Source organism: Rhodococcus sp. NPDC056506, assembly GCF_042794945.1.
In the GTDB taxonomy this organism is placed as follows: domain Bacteria; phylum Actinomycetota; class Actinomycetes; order Mycobacteriales; family Mycobacteriaceae; genus Rhodococcus_F.
On the sequence record NZ_JBHTSW010000002.1, the window covers coordinates 123,401 to 142,796 of the forward strand.

General features: G+C 62.5%; 18 protein-coding genes. 7 read left to right on the forward strand and 11 right to left on the reverse strand.

The window, feature by feature from the left end:
• Positions 1-7: 7 nt before the first annotated feature.
• From ACFQ6H_RS02795 to ACFQ6H_RS02805, 3 genes are read right to left on the reverse strand one after another with little or no spacing between them, the layout of a single operon-like run.
• The gene (locus ACFQ6H_RS02795) at positions 8-1,048 is read right to left on the reverse strand and encodes an NAD(P)-dependent alcohol dehydrogenase (RefSeq protein ID WP_378530515.1); all 1,041 of its coding nucleotides are present in this window, start codon (positions 1,046-1,048) and stop codon (positions 8-10) included.
• Positions 1,045-2,199 (reverse strand): serine hydrolase domain-containing protein, encoded by a 1,155-nt coding sequence (locus ACFQ6H_RS02800; protein WP_378643691.1) that lies wholly within the window; start codon positions 2,197-2,199, stop codon positions 1,045-1,047. Before ACFQ6H_RS02800 ends, ACFQ6H_RS02795 begins: the two co-directional genes overlap by 4 nt.
• A complete protein-coding gene (locus ACFQ6H_RS02805) occupies positions 2,196-3,584 on the reverse strand; it encodes a flavin-containing monooxygenase (RefSeq protein WP_378643694.1) in 1,389 nt (462 codons plus the stop codon). The genes ACFQ6H_RS02800 and ACFQ6H_RS02805 overlap by 4 nt, the downstream gene beginning before the upstream one ends.
• A gap of 167 nt (positions 3,585-3,751) precedes the next feature.
• Between ACFQ6H_RS02805 and ACFQ6H_RS02810 the strand changes: the two genes are divergently transcribed.
• Positions 3,752-4,408 (forward strand): TetR/AcrR family transcriptional regulator, encoded by a 657-nt coding sequence (locus tag ACFQ6H_RS02810; RefSeq protein WP_378530521.1) that lies wholly within the window; start codon positions 3,752-3,754, stop codon positions 4,406-4,408.
• A 3-nt stretch (positions 4,409-4,411) separates the two neighbouring features.
• Here ACFQ6H_RS02810 and ACFQ6H_RS02815 read toward each other — a convergent pair whose 3' ends face one another.
• Together ACFQ6H_RS02815 and ACFQ6H_RS02820 are read right to left on the reverse strand one after the other, a co-directional pair.
• Positions 4,412-4,984 carry a TetR/AcrR family transcriptional regulator gene (locus ACFQ6H_RS02815; RefSeq protein ID WP_378643696.1) on the reverse strand — a complete coding sequence of 191 codons (573 nt, stop codon included), beginning with the start codon at positions 4,982-4,984 and terminating at the stop codon, positions 4,412-4,414.
• A 36-nt stretch (positions 4,985-5,020) separates the two neighbouring features.
• Entirely contained in the window at positions 5,021-6,136 is a 1,116-nt protein-coding gene (locus tag ACFQ6H_RS02820; protein WP_378643699.1) for an agmatine/peptidylarginine deiminase, read from the reverse strand.
• A gap of 174 nt (positions 6,137-6,310) precedes the next feature.
• Here ACFQ6H_RS02820 and ACFQ6H_RS02825 point away from each other — a divergent pair, with 174 nt between their 5' ends.
• Positions 6,311-6,625: a hypothetical protein gene (locus tag ACFQ6H_RS02825; protein WP_378448288.1), complete on the forward strand. Its 315-nt coding sequence runs from the start codon at positions 6,311-6,313 to the stop codon at positions 6,623-6,625.
• A 30-nt stretch (positions 6,626-6,655) separates the two neighbouring features.
• Here ACFQ6H_RS02825 and ACFQ6H_RS02830 read toward each other — a convergent pair whose 3' ends face one another.
• Positions 6,656-8,242 (reverse strand): helix-turn-helix domain-containing protein, encoded by a 1,587-nt coding sequence (locus tag ACFQ6H_RS02830; RefSeq protein ID WP_378643702.1) that lies wholly within the window; start codon positions 8,240-8,242, stop codon positions 6,656-6,658.
• 170 nt (positions 8,243-8,412) lie between these two features.
• Here ACFQ6H_RS02830 and ACFQ6H_RS02835 point away from each other — a divergent pair, with 170 nt between their 5' ends.
• Together ACFQ6H_RS02835 and ACFQ6H_RS02840 are read left to right on the forward strand one after the other, a co-directional pair.
• Positions 8,413-9,243 (forward strand): siderophore-interacting protein, encoded by an 831-nt coding sequence (locus tag ACFQ6H_RS02835; RefSeq protein ID WP_378643705.1) that lies wholly within the window; start codon positions 8,413-8,415, stop codon positions 9,241-9,243.
• 74 nt (positions 9,244-9,317) lie between these two features.
• Positions 9,318-10,403: an ABC transporter substrate-binding protein gene (locus ACFQ6H_RS02840; RefSeq protein ID WP_378643707.1), complete on the forward strand. Its 1,086-nt coding sequence runs from the start codon at positions 9,318-9,320 to the stop codon at positions 10,401-10,403.
• A gap of 117 nt (positions 10,404-10,520) precedes the next feature.
• Here the strand turns inward: ACFQ6H_RS02840 and ACFQ6H_RS02845 are convergent, their stop codons facing one another.
• Positions 10,521-10,901, reverse strand: coding sequence for a hypothetical protein (locus tag ACFQ6H_RS02845; protein WP_378644018.1), 381 nt, complete (start codon positions 10,899-10,901; stop codon positions 10,521-10,523).
• A 326-nt stretch (positions 10,902-11,227) separates the two neighbouring features.
• Here ACFQ6H_RS02845 and ACFQ6H_RS02850 point away from each other — a divergent pair, with 326 nt between their 5' ends.
• The 3 genes from ACFQ6H_RS02850 to ACFQ6H_RS02860 all read left to right on the forward strand — a co-directional run bounded on the left by ACFQ6H_RS02850 (position 11,228) and on the right by ACFQ6H_RS02860 (position 13,361).
• Positions 11,228-11,458, forward strand: a complete 231-nt coding sequence (locus ACFQ6H_RS02850) for a hypothetical protein (RefSeq protein ID WP_378643709.1) — start codon at positions 11,228-11,230, stop codon at positions 11,456-11,458.
• Positions 11,459-11,513: 55 nt separating this feature from the next.
• Positions 11,514-12,671 carry an acetyl-CoA C-acetyltransferase gene (locus ACFQ6H_RS02855; RefSeq protein WP_378643711.1) on the forward strand — a complete coding sequence of 386 codons (1,158 nt, stop codon included), beginning with the start codon at positions 11,514-11,516 and terminating at the stop codon, positions 12,669-12,671.
• A 102-nt stretch (positions 12,672-12,773) separates the two neighbouring features.
• Positions 12,774-13,361 carry a sugar O-acetyltransferase gene (locus ACFQ6H_RS02860; RefSeq protein WP_378643714.1) on the forward strand — a complete coding sequence of 196 codons (588 nt, stop codon included), beginning with the start codon at positions 12,774-12,776 and terminating at the stop codon, positions 13,359-13,361.
• A gap of 11 nt (positions 13,362-13,372) precedes the next feature.
• On the opposite strand, the gene ACFQ6H_RS02865 is transcribed toward ACFQ6H_RS02860, so the two are convergent.
• From ACFQ6H_RS02865 to ACFQ6H_RS02880, 4 genes are all read right to left on the reverse strand, one after another.
• Positions 13,373-14,920, reverse strand: coding sequence for an ATP-binding cassette domain-containing protein (locus tag ACFQ6H_RS02865; RefSeq protein WP_378643717.1), 1,548 nt, complete (start codon positions 14,918-14,920; stop codon positions 13,373-13,375).
• Positions 14,920-16,551 carry an ATP-binding cassette domain-containing protein gene (locus ACFQ6H_RS02870; RefSeq protein ID WP_378643720.1) on the reverse strand — a complete coding sequence of 544 codons (1,632 nt, stop codon included), beginning with the start codon at positions 16,549-16,551 and terminating at the stop codon, positions 14,920-14,922. The genes ACFQ6H_RS02865 and ACFQ6H_RS02870 overlap by 1 nt, the downstream gene beginning before the upstream one ends.
• Before the next feature lie 129 nt (positions 16,552-16,680).
• On the reverse strand, positions 16,681-17,574 hold the full coding sequence (locus ACFQ6H_RS02875; protein WP_378643722.1) for a hypothetical protein: 894 nt from the start codon (positions 17,572-17,574) through the stop codon (positions 16,681-16,683).
• Between the two features lie 46 nt (positions 17,575-17,620).
• The gene (locus ACFQ6H_RS02880; RefSeq protein WP_378643724.1) at positions 17,621-19,393 is read right to left on the reverse strand and encodes a sulfite reductase subunit alpha; all 1,773 of its coding nucleotides are present in this window, start codon (positions 19,391-19,393) and stop codon (positions 17,621-17,623) included.
• Positions 19,394-19,396: the final 3 nt, after the last annotated feature.

Here is a 19,396-nt window from a genome sequence, read left to right on the forward strand (position 1 = left end):
TCGAAGATCAGGGTACGAGCACTGCGCGTCCGGTGACCTTGCCGTGTTCGAGACGATCGAGTGCGTCTCGGGCATCAGCGAGGTCGAAGCGGGCTACTTCTACGGTTACCAGACCGGCCTGTGCCAGGGCGATGGAATCGACGAGGTCGTTTCTAGTGCCGCCATAGGACTTCCGGATCGATGCTCCCCACGGCCAACCTGGTCCGCCGGCAGCTTCGGCGGTGATTCCGGGGTTTCCGCCTCCGAGGCCCACCATGCGATACGCGCCGTTCGGTGCAACCGCTTGAACCGACATCTGTGCAGTTGCATCGACACCGACGAAGTCGAAGATGACTTCTGCGCCTCTGGCCGATGTGAGGTCGAGGATCTGGCGCGCGGTGTCCGGTCCCGATTCGAGCGTGATGTCTGCGCCGCAGCGTTTGGCAAGATCGAGTTGATCCGGTCCGACGTCGACAGCGATGATGCGCACGGCACTGATTGCCCGAAGTATCTGTACTGCAACGTGACCGAGCCCGCCGATGCCGATTACCACGGCGGTGGCACCGGGCTGAAGATGTTCGCGGGCGCCGCGAATGGCGTGGTAGCTCGTCAGCGCCGCATCGGCGAGTGGTGCGGCCTGCAGGAAGTCGAGGTCTCCGATGGGCACGAAGGAGCGAGCCGGAATCTTGACGTACTCGGCCATGCCGCCCTCAGGGCCGAGCCCGGGGCAGGGCGGCATTGCAGTGCGTCCGGCGGCGAGGCACATGTTCTCGTTGCCGCTCATACATTCTCGGCACTGTCCGCACGACCAACACAGGTAGACAACGCCGCGTTCCCCGGTGGAACGGCCGTCGACGGCACTGCCGACGGCTTCGATGGTGCCCGCGATCTCGTGGCCGATGGTCAGTGGTTCTTCGCGCATCTTGTACGGAAAGTGCAGGAGATGGAGATCGGAGTGACAGATTCCCGCTGCGCCAACCCGAATCAGTAGTTCCGACGGACCGATTTCCGGGACCGGCACGTCGTTGATTTCCAGGAGCCCGGGCCCCATGAGCTGAGCTGCCTTCATGAACTGACCTCGCTGACCTCGGAGTTGTATGCGGCGCTCAGGTAAGCGTTGCTGCGGTCGGATCCGATCAGACCCGGTGCCATCTTGTTCATGACGTAGGCGAAGGTCATCCGTCGGTCCAGATCGTTGACCAGCATCGAACCGCCGATACCTGCCCACCAGCAGGCGCGTCCGTCGGGAATCAGTGGCGCGGTAACCGGGTGCGGCAGTCCGTAGCCGATGCCGAACTTGAGTGGAGTCATGATCCCGAGATCGATACCGTCGGCTTGGATCTCGAAGATCAGGTCGATGGTGCTCTGCGAGAGCAGCTTCTGGCCGTCGAGCACACCGCCGCACGAGATCAAGGATTGGACCCTGGCGATAGAACGTGCGTTGCCGTGGCCGTTGACTGCGCCGATCTCGGCTTCCCGCCAGGGCGCGGTGTTGACCTCGGGGTAGTCGAGTAGTGGGCAGGTCAGGGTCTTGATGAAGATGCTGTCCTGATCGAGCGTGGACAGGTCGAATTCCAATGCGGGCGGCGGAACCAGAATCGCGATTCGACCGAAATGCTCTGCGGACGTGCCGATGTGGAAGTCAGCGCCCAGTGGACCGGCAAGCTCTTCGGCAAAGAACCTGCCGAGAGTCCGCCCGTCGATGCGACGAATGACCTCGCCGACGAGATGGCCGTAGTTGATCGCGTGATAGCCCGACGCCGTACCGGGGGTCCACCACGGTGGCTGGGTGGCGAGGCGGGCGGTGGACGCCTCGAGGTCGTAGATGTCCTTCAGTTCGATCGGGCGCTCCCAACCGGAGACCCCGGACGTGTGTGACAGCAGGTGGCGAACTTCGATGTCTTCCTTGCCGTTTGCCGCAAATTCGGGCCAGTAGTGAGCAACCTTCTGGTACACGTCCAGTTGGCCACGTTCGACGAGGAGTAGTGCGCACAGTGCCGTCATCGTTTTGGTGATGGAGAAGGTGTTGACGATGGTGTCGCTGCCCCAAAGAGTGGTGCGAGATTCGTCGGCGTATCCACCCCAGAGGTCCACGACGGGTTCTCCGTCGACGGTGATGGCGATGGAGCCGCCGAGTTCCTCGCCGGATTCGAGTTGAGCCTCGAAGGCCGTGCGAACGGCGTCGAACTCGTTGTTGCAGTGACCGTTCACCAGACTCATGCGCGATCCGCCTTCTCGAGTGCGTGTGCGGCTGCACGCGCCGCAACAGGTAGCTTGTTTCCCGAGCCGTCGGCACGCTTGGTGCCCTTGGCGATTTCCTTGTTCATGTTGCGAACGTAGGGATCGAACTCGAGCTGGATGGTGTGCCGCGGCGACTTGTAATAGGGGGCGAGGAAGTACGCCTCGTCGGCCTTGGTGATCTCCTGCATCTCGTTCGCAGACGGCAGTTGGTACTTACCGGTCAGGTAGGCCGCGACGAGCTTGCTCTGCTGCTCGGCGAAGTTGACGAGTGTCGGCATGGGCTGCGCCAGTCCCATGAAGAAGAGGTTGTCGATGCCGGGCTTCATCATTCGCTTGAACAGTGGGAATCGGTTGTCCTTGTCCGGCAGCAGATTCGGATCACTGAAGAAGGGGAAGCTGATGTTGTAACCGGTGGCGCAGATGACCACGTCTACGTCCTCGGCGGTGCCGTCCGCGAAGTGCACCTGCTTTCCGTCGAGTTTGGTGATGGCAGGCTTGAAGGTTATGTCGCCGGACCCGGCGCGTCCGAGGAACTCGCCGCTGGCCGACGGGTGGGCCTCGAAGGGGCGGTGGTCGGGTTTGGGTAGACCGTAGCCTTCCATCGTTCCCAGATTCTTGCCGAGGAATCGACGGCTCAGGAACAACCGTAGGCCACGCGGCATCCAGGGCGGGGTGATCAGTTTGTCGCCGGGCACTCCGCCCAGATATTTCGGCAGTACCCAGACTCCACGGCGAGCCGACACGATGAGCTTGTCGGCGAGGTATCTCTGGCCCAATTCGGAGGCAATATCCAAGCCGGAGTTGCCCATTCCGACCACGACTACCTTCTTGCCGCGCATGTCGACCGGGTCGAACGGGTCGTTGTAACTGTGGCTGTGCATGAGGACCCCGTCGAACTCACCGGGATAGTCCGGGATGTTGGGATCCCAATGATGGCCGTTACAAACCATCAGGACGTCGTAGGTGCGGACTTCGCCGTCGGAGCGCGTGATGGTCCACAGTCCGTCGGCATCACGTTCTGCCGCAACAACACTGGTATTGAAGATGATCGACTCACGCAGGCCGAAGTGTTCGACGTAGTCCTTGAAGTACTGGAAGAGTTCGGAGTGGTGAGGGAAGTCGGGAAGGTCGGCAGAGACCGGGAAGTCCTCGAATGCCAAGCGCCACTTCGACGTGTCGATGTGCAGGCTCTGGTAGCAGGCCGACATCCCGTTGGGATTCTTGTAGTACCAGTTTCCGCCGACCTCGTCGGACGCTTCGTAGCAGTCGAAGGGTATTCCGAATTCCTTCATTCGCTTGGCCGTCGTGATTCCGGTGGGCCCGGCGCCGATGATGCACACGCTCGGCAAGGGGGAGGGGCTCATTCGCCATCGCTTTCTGTTCTGTCTCGGGCGTGCGAGCAGAGGAATCGAAGCCCGAGAAGTGACTTGAGTCATAGTGCGCCATTCGCTGACGTTGTGTCAATGAATGACGCAATGTTTTTTGATGACGGCGAGTCGGTGATTTGCCAGGAGGTCGAAATGCGAGCAAGGTGGGCGACGTGAGCACGACTACGGACGGCCCGAAGAACAGGCGGGGAACACTTCGCGACGAGCAGAAACGCGCGACGCGGGCCAAACTCGTGGACGCCGCACGCACGTTGTTCGAGGAACGGGGATACGCGGCTGTGACGGTCGACGACATCGCCTCGGTCGTCGGATGCAGTCGAGCCACGTTTTACGTGCACTTCGCCAGCAAGGTGGAGATGCTCAAAACGATCGGCGCGGCGGGGATGGCGGCGAGTGCGTTCGCTTTCTACATCGATCTCGATCGGGTCCTCGACACGAACTCTCGCGTGGAATTCACGGCTTGGCTGCAGCGTGCCTTCGACTGGTTCGACGAGAACAAGCGCCTGCTGCCGGCGTGGGACGAGGCCGTGGCACTCGAACCGGAGTTCCGCGAGACAGCGCGAGACGGTATGACCCAACTACCGAATGCCATGCCCAAGTACCTGGGTCGGTGGCCCTCGGAACAGCACGACGAGGCGAGGTTGCGCGTCGAACTGCTCGTGAGTCAGTTGGAGCGATTCTTCACACGCTGGGCCGTGCAGGGGACGATCGACGTGACACGGGTTCAGGCCGCCGAGGTTCTGACCGACATCTGGTTCCCGGCTCTGTCGCCGGAATCGAAGGGCGTCGACGAGCGGTAGAGGCTAGTTCGGATCGATCTCCACGCCGATCGCACCGGTGAGCAGTTCTCGGGCTCGTTCGATGGGGATCGAGCCGCTCAGCCAGCGTTCGCTCAGACCCTCGACCAGGGCGGTGAGTCGCTCGGCGGCGTCGGCCGGGCTTGCCTTCAGGTCAGCGAGTCCGGCGTCCTGCGCTTGGCGGATCAAAGATTCGACGTCGTCGGCCCACTCTTGCGTCGTGGTGCGTAGCGGTTCGCGCAGCTCGTCGGCGAAGACTGCGCTTGCTCGGAGTTCACCCCAGGCGATGCTGTTCTCCCGAATCTTCGGGGCATTCTGAAACTCCAGCAGGAGCATCTGCTCGAGCTGCGCACGAGGGTCTGTCTCCGTGAAGGCACTTTCGGTGTACAGCGCGGCGCGATCGTTGATGTGATCGAGGGCCCGGCGCAGCACACCTGCGCGATTCTGGAAGTGGTAGTAGATGAGTGCCGTCGACACTCCGGCCTCGGCAGCGAGCGTCTCCACCCTCAGTCCGCGTACGCCGTGTTGGGCAATGACGCGGACTGCTGCTTCCAAGATTTGCGTTTGACGGTTCGACACGAGTCCGAATTCTACGAGGGTGGTCGGGACGGGTTTCTAGTCCGCGGGTTCCTGCTGGGTGGTGCAGTGAATGCCGCCACCACCGGCGGCGATGGCGTCGATGTTGATCTGCACGACGCGGCGGTCGGGGAAGAGGCGCTCCAATTCACTTCTGGCGGCCTGGTCGGCCTCGGGATCACCGAACTCGGGTGCGATGACCGCCCCGTTGCACACGTAGAAGTTGATGTATCCGGCTGCGAAATCATCCGATTCGAAGTCGGGCCTGATCGCGACCGGCGCCTCGAGGACAACCACTTCCAGCTTCCGCCCCTGTGCGTCGGTCGCGTTCTGGAGAATCTCGAGGTGACGTGCGGTCACGTCGTGGTCGAACGACTCCGGGTCTGTGTCGAGGCCTGCGACCACGACACCTGGACGTGCGAAACGGGCGTAGAAGTCCGTGTGGCCGTCCGTGATGTCCTTGCCGGCGATTCCCGGTAGCCAGATGATCTTGTCGAGACCGAGCAGGGGGCCGAGTTCGGCTTCGACGTCCGACTTCGACCATCCCGGGTTGCGGTTGTTGTTGAGTACACAGCTTTCGGTGATGATGGCTGTGCCTTCGCCGCCGACCTCGATGCCGCCGCCTTCGAGGATCAGGTCGGTAGGCAATGATTCGACTCCCGCGCGAGCGGCAACGAAGGCTGCGACCTGGCCGTCCTGATCAAAATCCTGCTTTTCGCCCCAGCCGTTGAAGTTGAAATCGATACCCGCTTTGGTCCCGTTGCCTTTCACGAATACGGGGCCGGTATCGCGCATCCAGAGGTCGTCGAGAGGCGCGGTGATCAGTTCGACGGATGGGCCGACGAGGGTGCGAGCCAAGTCCAGTTCCTCGGAACGAACAAGCATCGAGACGGGCTCGAACTGCGCGATGGTCTGCGCGATCGTTGCGAGGTTGCGCTGGACCTCGGGCAGGAGAGCCGCTCCCCAGATCGCTTCACTGGCGCCGAATGCCATCCAGGTGCGCTTGTGTGGATCCCCCTCTTCCGGCATCACCCACTCGCGTGGATCGTCTTCGCCATTGCTCCCGCCCGAGGCGGAATCGGAATCGCTGCAACCTGCCAAGAAGAGGCCACTGAGCGCTGCTGCGCCTGCCTGAATGAACCGACGTCTTTGCATTGCGGTGACTCCTTCTGCTCTTCGCGTGCTCGCTTGGTCTTCGAGGAATCTGTTCATCGCGCGCGAGCGGGGCAACATCCAGCTACTGTTCGATCGCGCCAGATTTCTCCGGCGCCGACTTACTTGCACAGAGAATAGCTCCTGACTGAAAATTTAGTCAAGAAAGTAGTGATCATGAACGACGACATTCGGGATACCCGTCAGCCGATGGTGACTTCGCTCGGCATCATCTTGGGGTTCTTGCTGAACTTTCTGGCTCAGTGGGCAATTCGCGACGACGGCAAAGCGCCGGTGGAAACCACGACGGACTGGGTCATCGTGGTCACACTGTTCACAGCCGTCGCTCTGATGCTCGTAGTTCTCTTCCGGACTCTGAGTAGTTCGTACGAAGTGGAGCAGGCTCGCGAGAGGTATCGCGGCATTCTGCGTCTCTACTTGTTTGCCATCTCGCTCGTTTTTGCCGGAATGGCCGCCGCGTTGTTCGTGTAGTGGGGTCTGTCGGAATTACTCCGACGAAGGTCACGAGTCGATGAGTCCTTCGGTCGCGCCTCGCCACCCACGGCGCTGGTAGTCCCGCGGCGACATACCGTGGGTAGCGACGAAGACCTTGGTGAAGCCGGAGGCGTGCGCGTAGCCGAGCCGGCGGGCAGTCTCTCCGGCCGAAAGGCCCTCCTCGAGATGACCGCGGGCAAGGGTCATGCGCAACTGAGCACGCCAATGCGGGTAGCTCTGGCCGGTGGCCGCTACGAAGCGTTTGTGGAGCATGTTCTTGTCGACGCCGAGTTGAGCGCCCCACTCCGACAGCGTGCGCGAATCTTTGGGGTCCACTCGGAGCGCGGCAAGCATCCGCTCGATTGGATCGGTCTGACGGCCGGCGGATGGACGCACCGCCGCGATACTTCGGACCTGCCTCGCGATCTGCGCCGGATCGTGGATCTCGGGGCGTAGGTGGGTGTAATTCGCGACCACCGTGTGCAACAGATACGCCTCCGCTTCGCGAGCGAAGTGCAGCACTCGTGGCGGCGGTGCGGTGACGGGAGAGGCGCCCGGCTGGGATCCGAGCGGAAGTAACAGTGAACCCTCCCCGATCTCGACGCTGTTGCGTACTCCCGCGGGAAGCCACATCGCGTCGCCCCGCCTCAGATTCCAGGTTCGGTCGCCGAAAGTGACCCGGGCGGAACCTCGGTAGATCCAGACGACGACGTGAAAGTCGTTGACCCTTGCCCACGTTCCGGTTGCGGGGATCGTCGGGGGTGCCGGTGCAGAGTCCGACTGGGCGCCTTCCTCCGACAACAGTGCGACGCCCTGTGCCAGAGTCTCGTTCTCCTGGATCGGCGTCGGGCGACGGTGGGCCCGCGCGTAGTCGCTGGGTGTCATGCCAGTGTGTTCACGGAACGCTCGGGTGAAGCCCGCGGGCGTCGCGAATCCCACCTGCATACCCGTCCAACCGATTTCGCGTCCGGCGTCCAGGTAAACGGTCGCCGCCGCGATCCGTGCCGTGGTGCGCCAGCGCACGAATGACAATCCCGTTTCCTCGGTGAACCTGCGCTGCAGAGTGCGGACACCGATCTTGAGTCGCGGGGCGAACTGGGCAAGGTCGGTGTCGTCGGCAGGCGTTCGTAGAAGCGTGCGAGCGATCTCGAGGGCCTCGGCCGAGCGTGGCAACTTCGGTGGGGCGTACGACACCGAAGCGTCGGCGTCGTGGGAATGGGCTCCCGCGACAAGCTCGAGTAGTCCGGCTCCCACAGCCGTCCCACCGCGCAGAAATCCCAAGTTGTGCGCGAATTGGTGGACGAGCCAGTCCTGCCAGGCTGCCGGGATCTCGAAGTCGATGATCCGGTTCAATGCGGGCGGCAGGTCGGCCGCGGGCATCGGAATGGGAAACGCGACCGCTCCCGGGTCGACCTGGATGCTGTACGCGATTCCCGCCGGTACCCACACTGCCGCCCCCACGGTCAGGCTGCGGACGCGGTCGCCGATCTGCAGTTCCGCGCGTCCGGTGCGGACCCAGAACAGCAGCGGTTCACGTTCATTCGCGATCGAGGCGAGTCGAGCAGCGGGGATCTCGGGTACTTCGCCCGCGGAGAACACCAACCGTGGTCCCACGATGCCCTCCTGATGTAGATGCCTTCTCGCGTAGGCGGCCGATGAGTGTAAGAAGTCGGCACGCACGGATAACCGTAGCCGATTAGGGCAGGCTAGCTTTATTTATGAGCCCTCCCGCCGTGATCGAACGTGGGCCGAACCCCCGCTTGTGCGCTTCCGAGGAGTCTTCCGTGCCCCGAAACACCCGTCCGATAACGGCGTATCCCGTCACCTTGCGCGAACTCGAGGTACGTCGCGTGACAGACGTGTCGCCGGGAATGCGAAGGGTGACGCTCACCGGAGCGCAGCTCGACGCCTTCACCAACGCGGACGGTCACGTCGAGCCTGCCTTCGCCAGCACAGGCTTCGACGACGACATCCGATTGTTGTTCGCCTACCCTGGCGAAACCGATCCGGTCCTGCCGGTGATAGTCGATGGCAGTGTGACTTTTGCAGCGGGACGCCGTCCACTCGCCCGTGCGTACACCGTGCGACGCTACGACCCGCGAACAAGGGAACTCGACGTCGATTTTGTCGTTCACGGCGGTGGAGTGGCTACCACTTGGGCGCGCGACGCCAGCCCGGGCGGCCGGATACATATCGCGGGTCCCTCGGTATCACAGGGACTTCCGCATGATTACGAGCATCTGTTGGTCGTCGGTGACGAGACGGCGCTGCCTGCGATCGCACGTCTGCTCGAGGAATTGCCCGCCGACGCCAGGGGGCAGGTGTTCGTCGAAATTGCGGACTCGGTTCACATTCAATCGGTGCGCGAGTTGCCCGGGGTGAGCATCACGTGGTTGCCACGCGAGGAGGCCGAGCCCGGCATTACTTCTTTGTTGCTCGATGCGGTCCGTGCTGCCGAATGGTCTGACGGACGCGTATTCGCTTGGCTTGCAGGAGAGCAGGCGACGGTTCGATCGCTCCGTCGATACCTCATCCGTGATCGGGGGATCGCGAAGACCGACATCGACTTCACCGGCTATTGGAAGCGCGGGGACACCGTGCGCGCAGATTCCTGACCTGGATCCATCACTCGGTAACACCCAAGGCGCTCAATAACACCGAAAGTGTTCGATAACACCGAAAGGCAGAAATGACAGTCCTGCGCACCAGACGATCACGGATCACCGGACTGATCGGGGCCGCGCTCGCCGCAGCGCTCCTCGTAACCGGGTGCTCGGCCTCGGCCGAAGACTCGAAAACGGCATCCTCTCCCGGTTCGGAAGGGAGTGCCCTTCCTGCGGCGGAAGGAACAACCACCTACCCGATCACCTTGGAATCGCCCTACGGTACAAGCATTCTCGAGAAGCGGCCGGAGCGGATCGCCGCGATCGTGCCCAATGCCGTCGACACGGAAATGCTCCTCGCGCTCGGCGTCAAACCCGTCCTCTCCTCGTCGATGGTGAAGGAATCGGCTTCCCAGTCGTACTTGTTGCCTTACGGCGCAGAGGATCTCGACACCTTCGAGTTCGCGATGGGCGGCACACTTCCCGTCGAAGCGATCGCCGCGAGCGAACCGGACCTCATCGTCGCCGTCGGCTGGGCTGACGGCCTGGGTGGTTTGTCCATGGGCGACTACTACGAGCGTTTATCCTCCATCGCACCGGTGGTGACGAGCCCCGACACGAAGTCGCGGATGCTCGTGCCGTGGAAGGAGTCGATCCGTGTTCTGGGCGAGACCCTCGATCTCTCGAATGCGGCTGAAAAGGTTGTGGCAGAGCATGATCAGTACTTCGCCAAAGTGCGTGAGGAGAACCCGCAACTCGCGGGTCTGACTGCGACTTGGGCGATCTTCTACGGCACCGGCAATGGGCTGCAGTATCTTTCAGCGCCAGGTTCGGCGCCGGCAACATTCCTGGGTGAGCTCGGTTTTGCCGAGAACCCGCGCGCACAAGAGTTCCTTACCCAGAGCACGGTCGGAGAGGAACTTCTCGAGAACATCGATGCGGATTTCCTGCTGATCGGTCGCAGTGCCGCCGGCAGCGAAGAGGATTTCGACAAGCTGACCGGCGGGAAGCTCTTCCAAGCACTTGGAGCTGTGTCCTCCGGGCACTGGGTTGGCCTGCCTCCTCGCACCGCCGACGGAGGGGATGTTCTGTGGGCAATCACGAGCGGAGGCCCGATCGGAACGATGTGGGCGGCTGAACATATCGTGCCGCTCATCAGCGCGAAGCTGTAGGTACACCACTGCAGATCGGAAAGCACTCACCCGTCGCCACATGATCATGTGGCGACGGGTTTGTTCGTGCAGCAGATGTCCCGGTTTTTTTGGGGGTTGCCTATTTTTGGGGGTTGCCTATGGGACGAAGAAGGTCGCGAAGCCCGGGGTGATCGGTCCGGCGGCAGGCAATATGGCGACGGCGACTTGCCCGGCTCCAGTCTGCAGGGTTGCCTCCCCCGGGGTTCCTTGGTTGTCGCCCGAAAGCCGACCGGCGCCGGACGTTCCTGTCGAGAGGTTCATCCAGCGCACTTCGGTCGAAAGCATGCAACCCCAACGCTGGTCTTTTGCGCCGGTGATCGTCACCGTGCCAGGTTGTTCGCCGACTACCGCCACACAGTGGACGGGGGGTGCGTCGAAGCTGCCGTTTGGGTTCCCGAACGGTGCCGGGTTGATTTGGAACGGAACGGTGACAGAAGCGGAGGCAATGGCTGCGGGCGCGAGAACCGAAACGGCCACTATGGATACGCAGGCAGATAGTCGGCGTACGAGATTCGTCACGGTAACCTCCGGTAATCGAAGACGGTGTGGTGCCCATGCTCTACCCGGAGTGCCATTACCGCAAGGGTATCCAGTTTTCGAGTCAGCGGGGGTTCGTGAATCGCTGAATTGGTCGCAATTTACAGAAGAGTTGTCCTGCAACGTGTATCGGCATGTGAACTCTGCGTTCGGCGATGAAAGGCCATATCGCAGTTGGCTCCACCGAAAGTACTAACTTTTCATCCATCGTCCAACCGACTTGTGGCGGAGCAAAGCCCGGTTTGCGAGGTAAACGAAGGATTTCTGTGGGCACGACAATTGATATGAATCTTGTACTCGTTCTGCTCGAAGTTCAACGAGCGCAGCTATTTTCACAATCCTGTCAATGCGCATTTATAGGTGTGGATGCGACTTCGGCCGCCATGTCAGGTGGGGTGATCGATCATCGAACTGTCGAATATTTGCGACAGCAATGGATTTCATTGGATGAGATGTTCGAGATTGAATATCGTTTCACAAACCAAGCAAACGCTTGATCGCTAGAGTGTGGACATCGAAAGCCCGACCAAAGCTCGATTCGGAGGAGTTCGTATGGTTGCACCCCAGGCGTATGTCGTCGATGCGCTCCGCACTCCCGTGGGTAAACGGCACGGCGCGCTCGCAGGAGAGCACCCAGCGGACATGGGGGCCCACGTGATCACATCGATTCTCGACCGCACCCAACTGGACCCGATGGCCGTCGACGATGTGATCTTCGGTTGTGTCGACGCGATCGGGCCGCAATCGGGCAACATCGCCCGCACTGCCTGGCTTTCAGCAGGCCTACCGCTGGACATCCCAGGAACGACAGTCGACAGACAATGCGGATCTTCACAGCAAGCCATCCATTTCGCAGCGCAGGCGGTCATGAGCGGGACCCAAGACGTGGTGCTTGTCGGCGGCGTGCAGAACATGTCCGCGATTCCTATCTCTGCGGCGATGCGTGCCGGCAACGAATACGGATTCGACACGCCCTTCAGTAAGTCCCGGGGGTGGGCTGCACGATTCGGCGCGGCTGAAATCTCACAGTCCGTCGGCGCCGACCTCATTGCCAAGAAATGGGGCATCAGCCGTGAAGACATGGAGGAATGGGCACTGCAATCGCATCAGCGTGCCCGTGCTGCCATCGCAGCGGGTCGATTCGATCGTGAGACAGTGCCATTGGGGCGTTGCGTCGTTGACGAATGCCCAAGAGAGACGTCTATGGAGCAGATGGCTGCATTGCCCGCGCTGAGGGAAGGCTCGTTGCTGACGGCTGCCGTGGCCTCGCAGATCTGTGACGGCGCATCAGCGGCCCTGATCGTCTCCGAGAAGGCGCTCGATGTTCATGGATTGAAGCCGCGAGCGCGTATTCATCATATGACCGTGCGCGGCGACGATCCGATGCTGCAGCTCTCGGCGCCGATACCCGCGACGAAGTATGCACTGGCGAAATCCGGCATGGCGATCGGCCAGATGGATACCGTGGAAATGAACGAGGCATTCGCTTCGGTGGTTCTGAGCTGGTTGATCGAGACGGGTGCAGATCCCTCCAGGGTCAATCCCAACGGTGGTGGAATCGCATTGGGTCACCCGCTTGGGGCGACTGGCACCAAATTGTTCGCCACGATGTTGCACGAGTTGGACCGCATTGATGGACGGTACGGACTCCAAACCATGTGTGAGGGTGGCGGGACCGCGAACGTCACTATCATCGAGCGGCTTAGCTGAGCTCGAGAAATTGGGCGGGATGGAAGCCGCTCTGTTGTAGCGCTTTGTCGAGTGCAACGCGCCCAACAGGGGTGCCGTTGCGCGATGTGCGACGATCCGAGTGTGGGAGAACAGGCGGATCGTCTTGCTCGTGGTGAGTGGTATCTCGATGATGACGAGCTGAGGCAGCGGCGACTGGAGTGTTGGCGTCGACTCGACTCGTTCAATGGGGCTTCGGCGGACGACGATGCTGTCCGCTCGCAGGCTCTCGCCAGCCTTTTTGGTGAGGTAGGCGTGGGAGCATCGGTGGTGCCGCGGTTCCAATGCAGCTACGGATACAACATTCGGCTTGGAGCCAACGCATTCGTCAACGCGAACGGGTTCTTCATGGATGACGCGCTGATCACAATCGGCGCGGACGTGAGGATCGGGCCTGGAGCCCAACTGATGACAGCGTTGCACCCTGTCGATGATCATCGCCGGCGTCGCGAGGGGTGGGAGCGAGCCGCTCCGATCGTCATCGGTGAGAACACGTGGCTTGGTGCCTCCGTCACCGTCGGTGCGGGAGTCTCGATCGGTCAGAACGCTGTCATCGGTGCCGGAAGTGTGGTGCTGCAAGACATTCCGGATCACGTCGTGGCTGCTGGAACACCTGCAAGGGTTATCCGTCGTACACCTGCCGAAGTCGAGGGACTGCAACGCGAGCACTAGGGTATGCGATGTCAGAGAGTGATCCTGCGGGTGGGCTCCCAGATGGCAGGGTCGCGGTGGGTGACGACGAAGACGGTTGCCGCCAATTCCCGCACGGCGTAGGCGATGCGGCGTTCGGTGCCCTCGTCGAGAGCCGAGGTCGCCTCGTCGAGCACCAGGACGGGAGCGTCTTTGAGGAAGGCGCGAGCGATCGCCACCCGCTGACGTTCGCCGCCGGAGAGAGCGGCACCCTGGTGTCCGATGTCCTGATGGATTCCTAGCGTCGAGCGATCGAGAACGGCACCGAGGGCAGCACGCCTGGCGGCGTCCTCGATCTCGGTTTCGGAAGCGCCCGGTCTTCCGAGTCCGATGTTCTCACCGAGAGTGCCCGAGAACACGAGTGGATCCTGGGGGACGTAGCCGATGTGCGCCGCCAGGTCGTCGTAGGGCAAGTCGCGCAATGAAACTCCGCCGAGAGTGACGCTGCCTTGGTCCGGGTCGTCGAAGCGCATGAGTAGCCCGAGAAGTGTGCTCTTGCCCGTACCGGAGCGCCCTGCGACGAGAACACGTTCACCAGCGGGGATCTCCGCGTTGATGCCATGCAGAACCGGAGCGTGGTCCACCACGACGACCTTGATGTCCGTTCCAACAGGGCGCGCGGCGTCCTGGGGTGCGGACTCAGGCAGTGCGGGAGCCGAAGTCGCTGTGCGGTAGTCGCGAACCGTTGCGCGCAGTTCGTTGACTCCGATTCCGGCCAGGGCGAGTTCGTCGAGCGGCGCAGCGGCGCGAGCAGTGAGGATGACGAGGGCGAGAGCGGCTGCGGGATCGTCGAATCCGGTGGCGGCGAGGAAAATCACTGCACCTGCCAGCGGCACAATGGTGGCGATCGCCGAGATGAATGTCGCTGGTGCCGCGGCGAGATTTGTCCGTGCGAGCGCAGCTTCCTGATCCCGCCAGCTTCGCTCGATGCGATCGACGGCACGCGTGGGACCGGCTGCCGTACGCAGTAATTCGAGATGGTCGGTGAGCTCGAGTGTCGACTGCGTTGCTGCGAGTTCGGCTTCGTGTCGGCGCTCGTCCGCTCGGCTGAGCGCGCGTTGGGCCAGCGTCTGAGCGGCGAGCGACACGGCGAGCAGCCCGCCGACGAGCAGCATGACGCCTGGCCCCGCGACGACCGCGATTCCAGGAAGCAGGAGCAGCGGGATCAGTGGTGCAACGAGGAACGTCTGAAGTTGGTGCGCAGGAACGCTCATCAGTGACGGGATTCCGCGGCCGGCGACGGTGGCGAGCAGTGCCCGGTTGTCGTCGGTGAACCAGGACAGCTTCGCGCGGGCGAACGCGCCACCGAGGGCATCGTAGAGATCGCCGACGAGTCGGGCGCCGGTGAAGTATCCGGCTCGCGAGACGAGCACGGTCACGAAGAGCGCGATCGCCGCCGTGGCCAGGACAAGAACCGGTGACCGGTGATCGGCGATCGAGAGCGCGAGGGTGGTGTACGCGATCGCTTCGAGGACGGCAACGGACACCCAGCCGAATCCGATGGTGATCAAGCGTCGGCGGGCCGCATTGGCGCTGTTCATTATTCGGCTCCAGTCAGGGCTGCATTGTGCGAGGTGGCATCGTGCACATTTCGACCGCCGAGGTCGAGTCGATCGTCGGCATCATCTGCGAGAGCGGGGTCGTGGGTGACGATCACAATCGTTTTTCCTTCGTCATGTGCGAGGTGTCGCAATTCCTTCAGCAGTTCGGCGGCCGTGCGATCGTCAAGTGCACTGGTCGGCTCGTCGAGCAGCAGTACTGCTGCGGGCGAGAGGAATACACGAGCAAGCCCGACGCGCTGGCGTTCTCCTCCCGAGAGTGATGTGGCGTCGGCATCGAGGCTGACGTCGATCTGTGCCCGGCGTAGTGCAGCGGTGTATTCCGCGTCCGTTGCATCGGGTGCGGCCAATGCGATGTTCTCGCGCACCGTGGCAGGCAACACGTCTGCGCCCTGGGGTGTGAGCAGAATGGACTGTGGCCGCAGGTTCTCGTCGATCGCGGTGATGCAACGACCTGCGTAGCGGACGGTACCCAGTTCCGGGACTTCGAAGCCGGCCAATGCTTTCAGGAGCGTCGACTTGCCCGCTCCACTCGGTCCCGTGATCGCAGTGATCGTGGCTGGGCGGAATGCATGCGTAACGTCGTCGATGACTCTGCGGTCCGCGATCGTGACAGTCAGGTCGACGATCTCCAGTCGATCGGAGGGACTCGAGGCCGGAACGGTTGGCGCTTCACCGGCAGGGAGGGTGGGTTCGTCCAGAGCTGCTGCGAGTCGGACTGCAGCAGAGCGTCCCGCCGTGACGTAGTCGAGGCCGTGCCCGAGCCGCAGGGCCGGTGTCACGATTGCGAGGCTGAAGAGGATGGTTGCGGCTAACGTCGTTGCATCCCAGCGGAATCCGACGGCATAGGCGATCGCGAACGTCGCCGTCGCCTGCATGAGGGAAACTGCGACGGCCGCAGGGGTAGCCACGAGTCGAACGCGCTCCTGCATTCCGCGAGTGAACCGTGCCGTCGATGCTGCATAGTCGGCGGCAGCACCGGTCTGCGCACCGTAGATCCGACAGACGCGGATGCCGCGGGCATAGTCGTCCACGGAGGTCACGATGTCGCCCATGACATCCGCGCTTTCAGCGCTGTGCCGCGCGGCCATTCGGGGGATCACGATCAGGTAGAACAGTGCGGCCACGATGCCGGGGACCAGAGCGAGAAGCGCCACGGGGCCGGCCGAGATGACCAGCACCGTGATCGTGACCGCGGGGACCACGATCAGCGTCGCGAACTCGGCCGGTAGGTGCGCGGTCATATGGTGCAGCGCCGAGATGTCATCCGAGACAAGCCTCCTCAGCGCGTCTCCGCTGTAGCGGGACAGCGCACTTGCCGGCAGGCGAACGAGGTGGGCTGCGAGTTGGCGTCGAAGCCTGGCTTCGAAGAGCGACTCGGCGTGGTGCGAGAGCCACGACGACGTGGCCGCGAGCGTTACGCCGACGAACCAGAGCGCACATGCCCATCCAGCCCAGCTCATCGACGGTTCACCGATGAGCTGCACGACGCACCAGAGCGCACCGAGCATCGCGATTCCCGACGCCGCCGCCGAGACCACCCCGGCTGCCAATGCAGGCAGCGCCGGGCGCAAGGCCGGGACCAGCGACGGTTCGACGAGAGGGCGGGGCATGGATAACTCCTTGAATCAGCATCAGGATGCAGGCACGACAAGTGACCGAAACCCAAGGCTAGGCTTCAGCCATCCTGTTTGGTTATCGCGGTACGCCGATTTCTTACACTCGATCAGCAGCTGTCGGTGTCAGGACGCGGCCGAAATCGAACTCATGACGTCTTCCCACACACCCATGACCGCGGATTCGGTTGGGCCAGTCTGAGTGAACACGGCTACGCACTTGCGGCGGAAGTCGTACACCTCGATCGAACTGGTCAGTCCGTGAACGCCGTGGGCGCGGGTCAGCCAGCACTCCGAGACGCCGTTCAGATCGATCATCGTCCGGCAGGTGTCCGACGCCAAAGTCAACGTCCCCCCGAACATCGCTGCGGCGTCGAGATCGCCACGGTGGATCTGCAGGCAACCGTTGCCTGCGACGACGGTCGTGACGGGCAGTTGGTGGTAGGACAGGTGCTCCATCCCGGCAGCCATGAGGTGTGGATCGATTCGCCGGTAACCGAGGGCGCCCAGAGCGACCAATCCGCTGCGGCGTTCGCTGCCGCCGTCCGCGAGGATGAAGTCGAGTTGTGTCAGTTGATCGGCTTCGGCCCAGAAAGCGGGTGTATTCGCTGACTGGACGGGAGGGCCTGTCTCCCTTGTAGTCTCCGGTGCGGCTCGCATCGCCTCGAAGGCGAGACGATCTGACGTCGGGGTCAAATAGGTGGTGTGTGAACTGGATCCGTGGGTATCGAACATCCGAAGTGTTGGCGGGAGGTACTGCTCTGCGTCAGTGGTCACCACCGAACCGAGGGCGGAAGTGTTCAAACGCAGAGAGACAAGTCCGGGCGTGCAGACCAGTGGATCACCGGGAAACGTGGGAACGGCGTACGTGCCCGAGTTGTTGACAGCCGCTGGCCCCGCAACGGTGATGGCGACGACGTCGCCCAAGAGTGGCAGCATTTCGCCGACTACCGCGGGTGCAGTGTCGATCAGGCCACCGCGGAATCCTGGGCGCGCAAGCAGCACGTCCAGGTCCGACATGCGCGCTAAAGCTGCGCAACGACATTCGCCACGGTGCGGGCACATCTCAGTAGACATCCCGTAGATACCGCTTCGATCGTTTGAGGTTGTTGACGTAGTCCTCAGCGGCATCCGCATCCAATCCGCCGTGCTCCGCGATCACCTCGTGCAACGCGTCGTCGACGTCCTTCGCCATCCGCGTGGCGTCGCCGCACACGTACACGTGCGCGCCCTTTTCGAGCCAGGCGAACAACTCCCGGCCCTGCTCGCGCATGCGGGTCTGGACATAGATCTTCTCGGATTGATCGCGCGAGAAGGCCAGATCGAGACGCGTCAGGACGCCGTCACGGGTCAGCCCGGTCAACTCGTCCTCGTAGATGAAGTCGCTCGACTGATGCTGATCACCGAAGAAGAGCCAATTCTGCCCCGACGCTTTGCGTGCGCGACGCTCGTGCAGGAAAGCACGGAAGGGAGCGATTCCGGTTCCCGGGCCGATCATCACGACGGGAGCAGTATCATCCGCGGGTAGGCGGAACGAATTGTTCTTGGAGACAAAAACTCCGACCCGATCGCCCTCGGAGACACGATCTGCCAAATAGGTCGAGCAGACGCCACCGCGATCCCGCTCGCCGGAGCGGTAGCGCACACTCGCTACCGTCAGATGCACGGTGCCGTCGTGGGCCAGCGGACTGGACGAGATCGAGTAGACCCGATGCTGAAGCGGACGCAGGAGAGCAAGAAACTCTTCGGGATTCATCCGAACGCTGCTGTCCAACCGCAGGAGATCGAGAACGTCCTTGCCCCACAGCCACGCGTCGAGCGCTTCCCGATCTTCGGTGTCGAGAATGTGTTGCAGTTCGGCGTCTCCGCTGCGTCGGGCGATGTCGTCGATCAAATCGCGCGAGGGAATCGAGATCTCGTAATCGCTGGTCAACGCCTGGTCCAACGGTGCGGAAGAGCCGTCTTTCGCGGTGACGACGTAGTCACTGCTGACACCGAGCTGATGGATGATCGCCTCGACGAGAGCGGGGTCGTTGATCGGGCGGATGCCCAATCCATCTCCGGCCTCGTAGTTCAGACCGTCCTCGCCGAGCGCGAAGGTGAAGTGGCGGACTTCCTTGGCGGAGTCCTCGCCGGACAACAGTCGGTTGGCGAGGACTGTTGCAGGATAGGGGTTCTTGCGTGTCCATTGGGACTTGGTCTTCGTCGGAGCGGGCGCAACCGGCGAGACAGCGGCCCCCATATCACCGTCGACGCCGGCCACCGCAGCGACTGCACGAACGATCCACTCGGCAGCGGTATCCTCGTAGTCGACGTCGCAATCGGTGCGGTCGACAACCCTGGTCCCGCCGAGCGCTTCGAAGCGGGCGTCGATGTTCTTGCCCGACTGGCAGTAGCCGTCGTAGCTGGTGTCACCGAGCGCGAGCACGCCGAAGTAGAGACCGTCCAATCTGGGTGCACTCTCGGATTCGACTGCTTCCCAGAACAGTTGCGCGTTGTCAGGCATTTCGCCCTCGCCGTACGTCGAGGTGATCACCAGTACCCGGCGCATCGCCGACAGGTCGCCTATGTCCACGGTATCGAGGCCGGCGACGAGCGGTTCCAAACCGTGGGCACGGGCAGCAGCGGCCACGTCCTCGGCGACGGACTCCGCATTACCGGTCTGGCTTCCGAAGAGGATGTGCACGGCTGCGCCGGCAGTTCTCTCCACTGTTGCTGTTGCAGTACCGGTTTGACCGGGCATGACGGTTCGTGAGTGTAGGCCGGCCAGGAATCCGGAAAGCCACGCGCGCTGGTCGCCGGTGAAGGGTGCGTATTCGGGGATGTACGGAATTTCCATGAT

Excerpts from the sequence above, each read along its gene's own strand:
- ACFQ6H_RS02795 (WP_378530515.1), bottom strand. The coding sequence starts at position 1,048 with ATGAAGGCAGCTCAGCTCATGGGGCCCGGGCTCCTGGAAATCAACGAC.
- ACFQ6H_RS02800 (WP_378643691.1), bottom strand. The coding sequence starts at position 2,199 with ATGAGTCTGGTGAACGGTCACTGCAACAACGAGTTCGACGCCGTTCGC.
- ACFQ6H_RS02805 (WP_378643694.1), bottom strand. The coding sequence starts at position 3,584 with ATGAGCCCCTCCCCCTTGCCGAGCGTGTGCATCATCGGCGCCGGGCCC.
- ACFQ6H_RS02820 (WP_378643699.1), bottom strand. The coding sequence starts at position 6,136 with ATGCAAAGACGTCGGTTCATTCAGGCAGGCGCAGCAGCGCTCAGTGGC.
- ACFQ6H_RS02825 (WP_378448288.1), top strand. The coding sequence starts at position 6,311 with ATGAACGACGACATTCGGGATACCCGTCAGCCGATGGTGACTTCGCTC.
- ACFQ6H_RS02840 (WP_378643707.1), top strand. The coding sequence starts at position 9,318 with ATGACAGTCCTGCGCACCAGACGATCACGGATCACCGGACTGATCGGG.
- ACFQ6H_RS02855 (WP_378643711.1), top strand. The coding sequence starts at position 11,514 with ATGGTTGCACCCCAGGCGTATGTCGTCGATGCGCTCCGCACTCCCGTG.
- ACFQ6H_RS02865 (WP_378643717.1), bottom strand. The coding sequence starts at position 14,920 with ATGAACAGCGCCAATGCGGCCCGCCGACGCTTGATCACCATCGGATTC.
- ACFQ6H_RS02870 (WP_378643720.1), bottom strand. The coding sequence starts at position 16,551 with ATGCCCCGCCCTCTCGTCGAACCGTCGCTGGTCCCGGCCTTGCGCCCG.
- ACFQ6H_RS02875 (WP_378643722.1), bottom strand. The coding sequence starts at position 17,574 with ATGTCGGACCTGGACGTGCTGCTTGCGCGCCCAGGATTCCGCGGTGGC.
- ACFQ6H_RS02880 (WP_378643724.1), bottom strand. The coding sequence starts at position 19,393 with ATGGAAATTCCGTACATCCCCGAATACGCACCCTTCACCGGCGACCAG.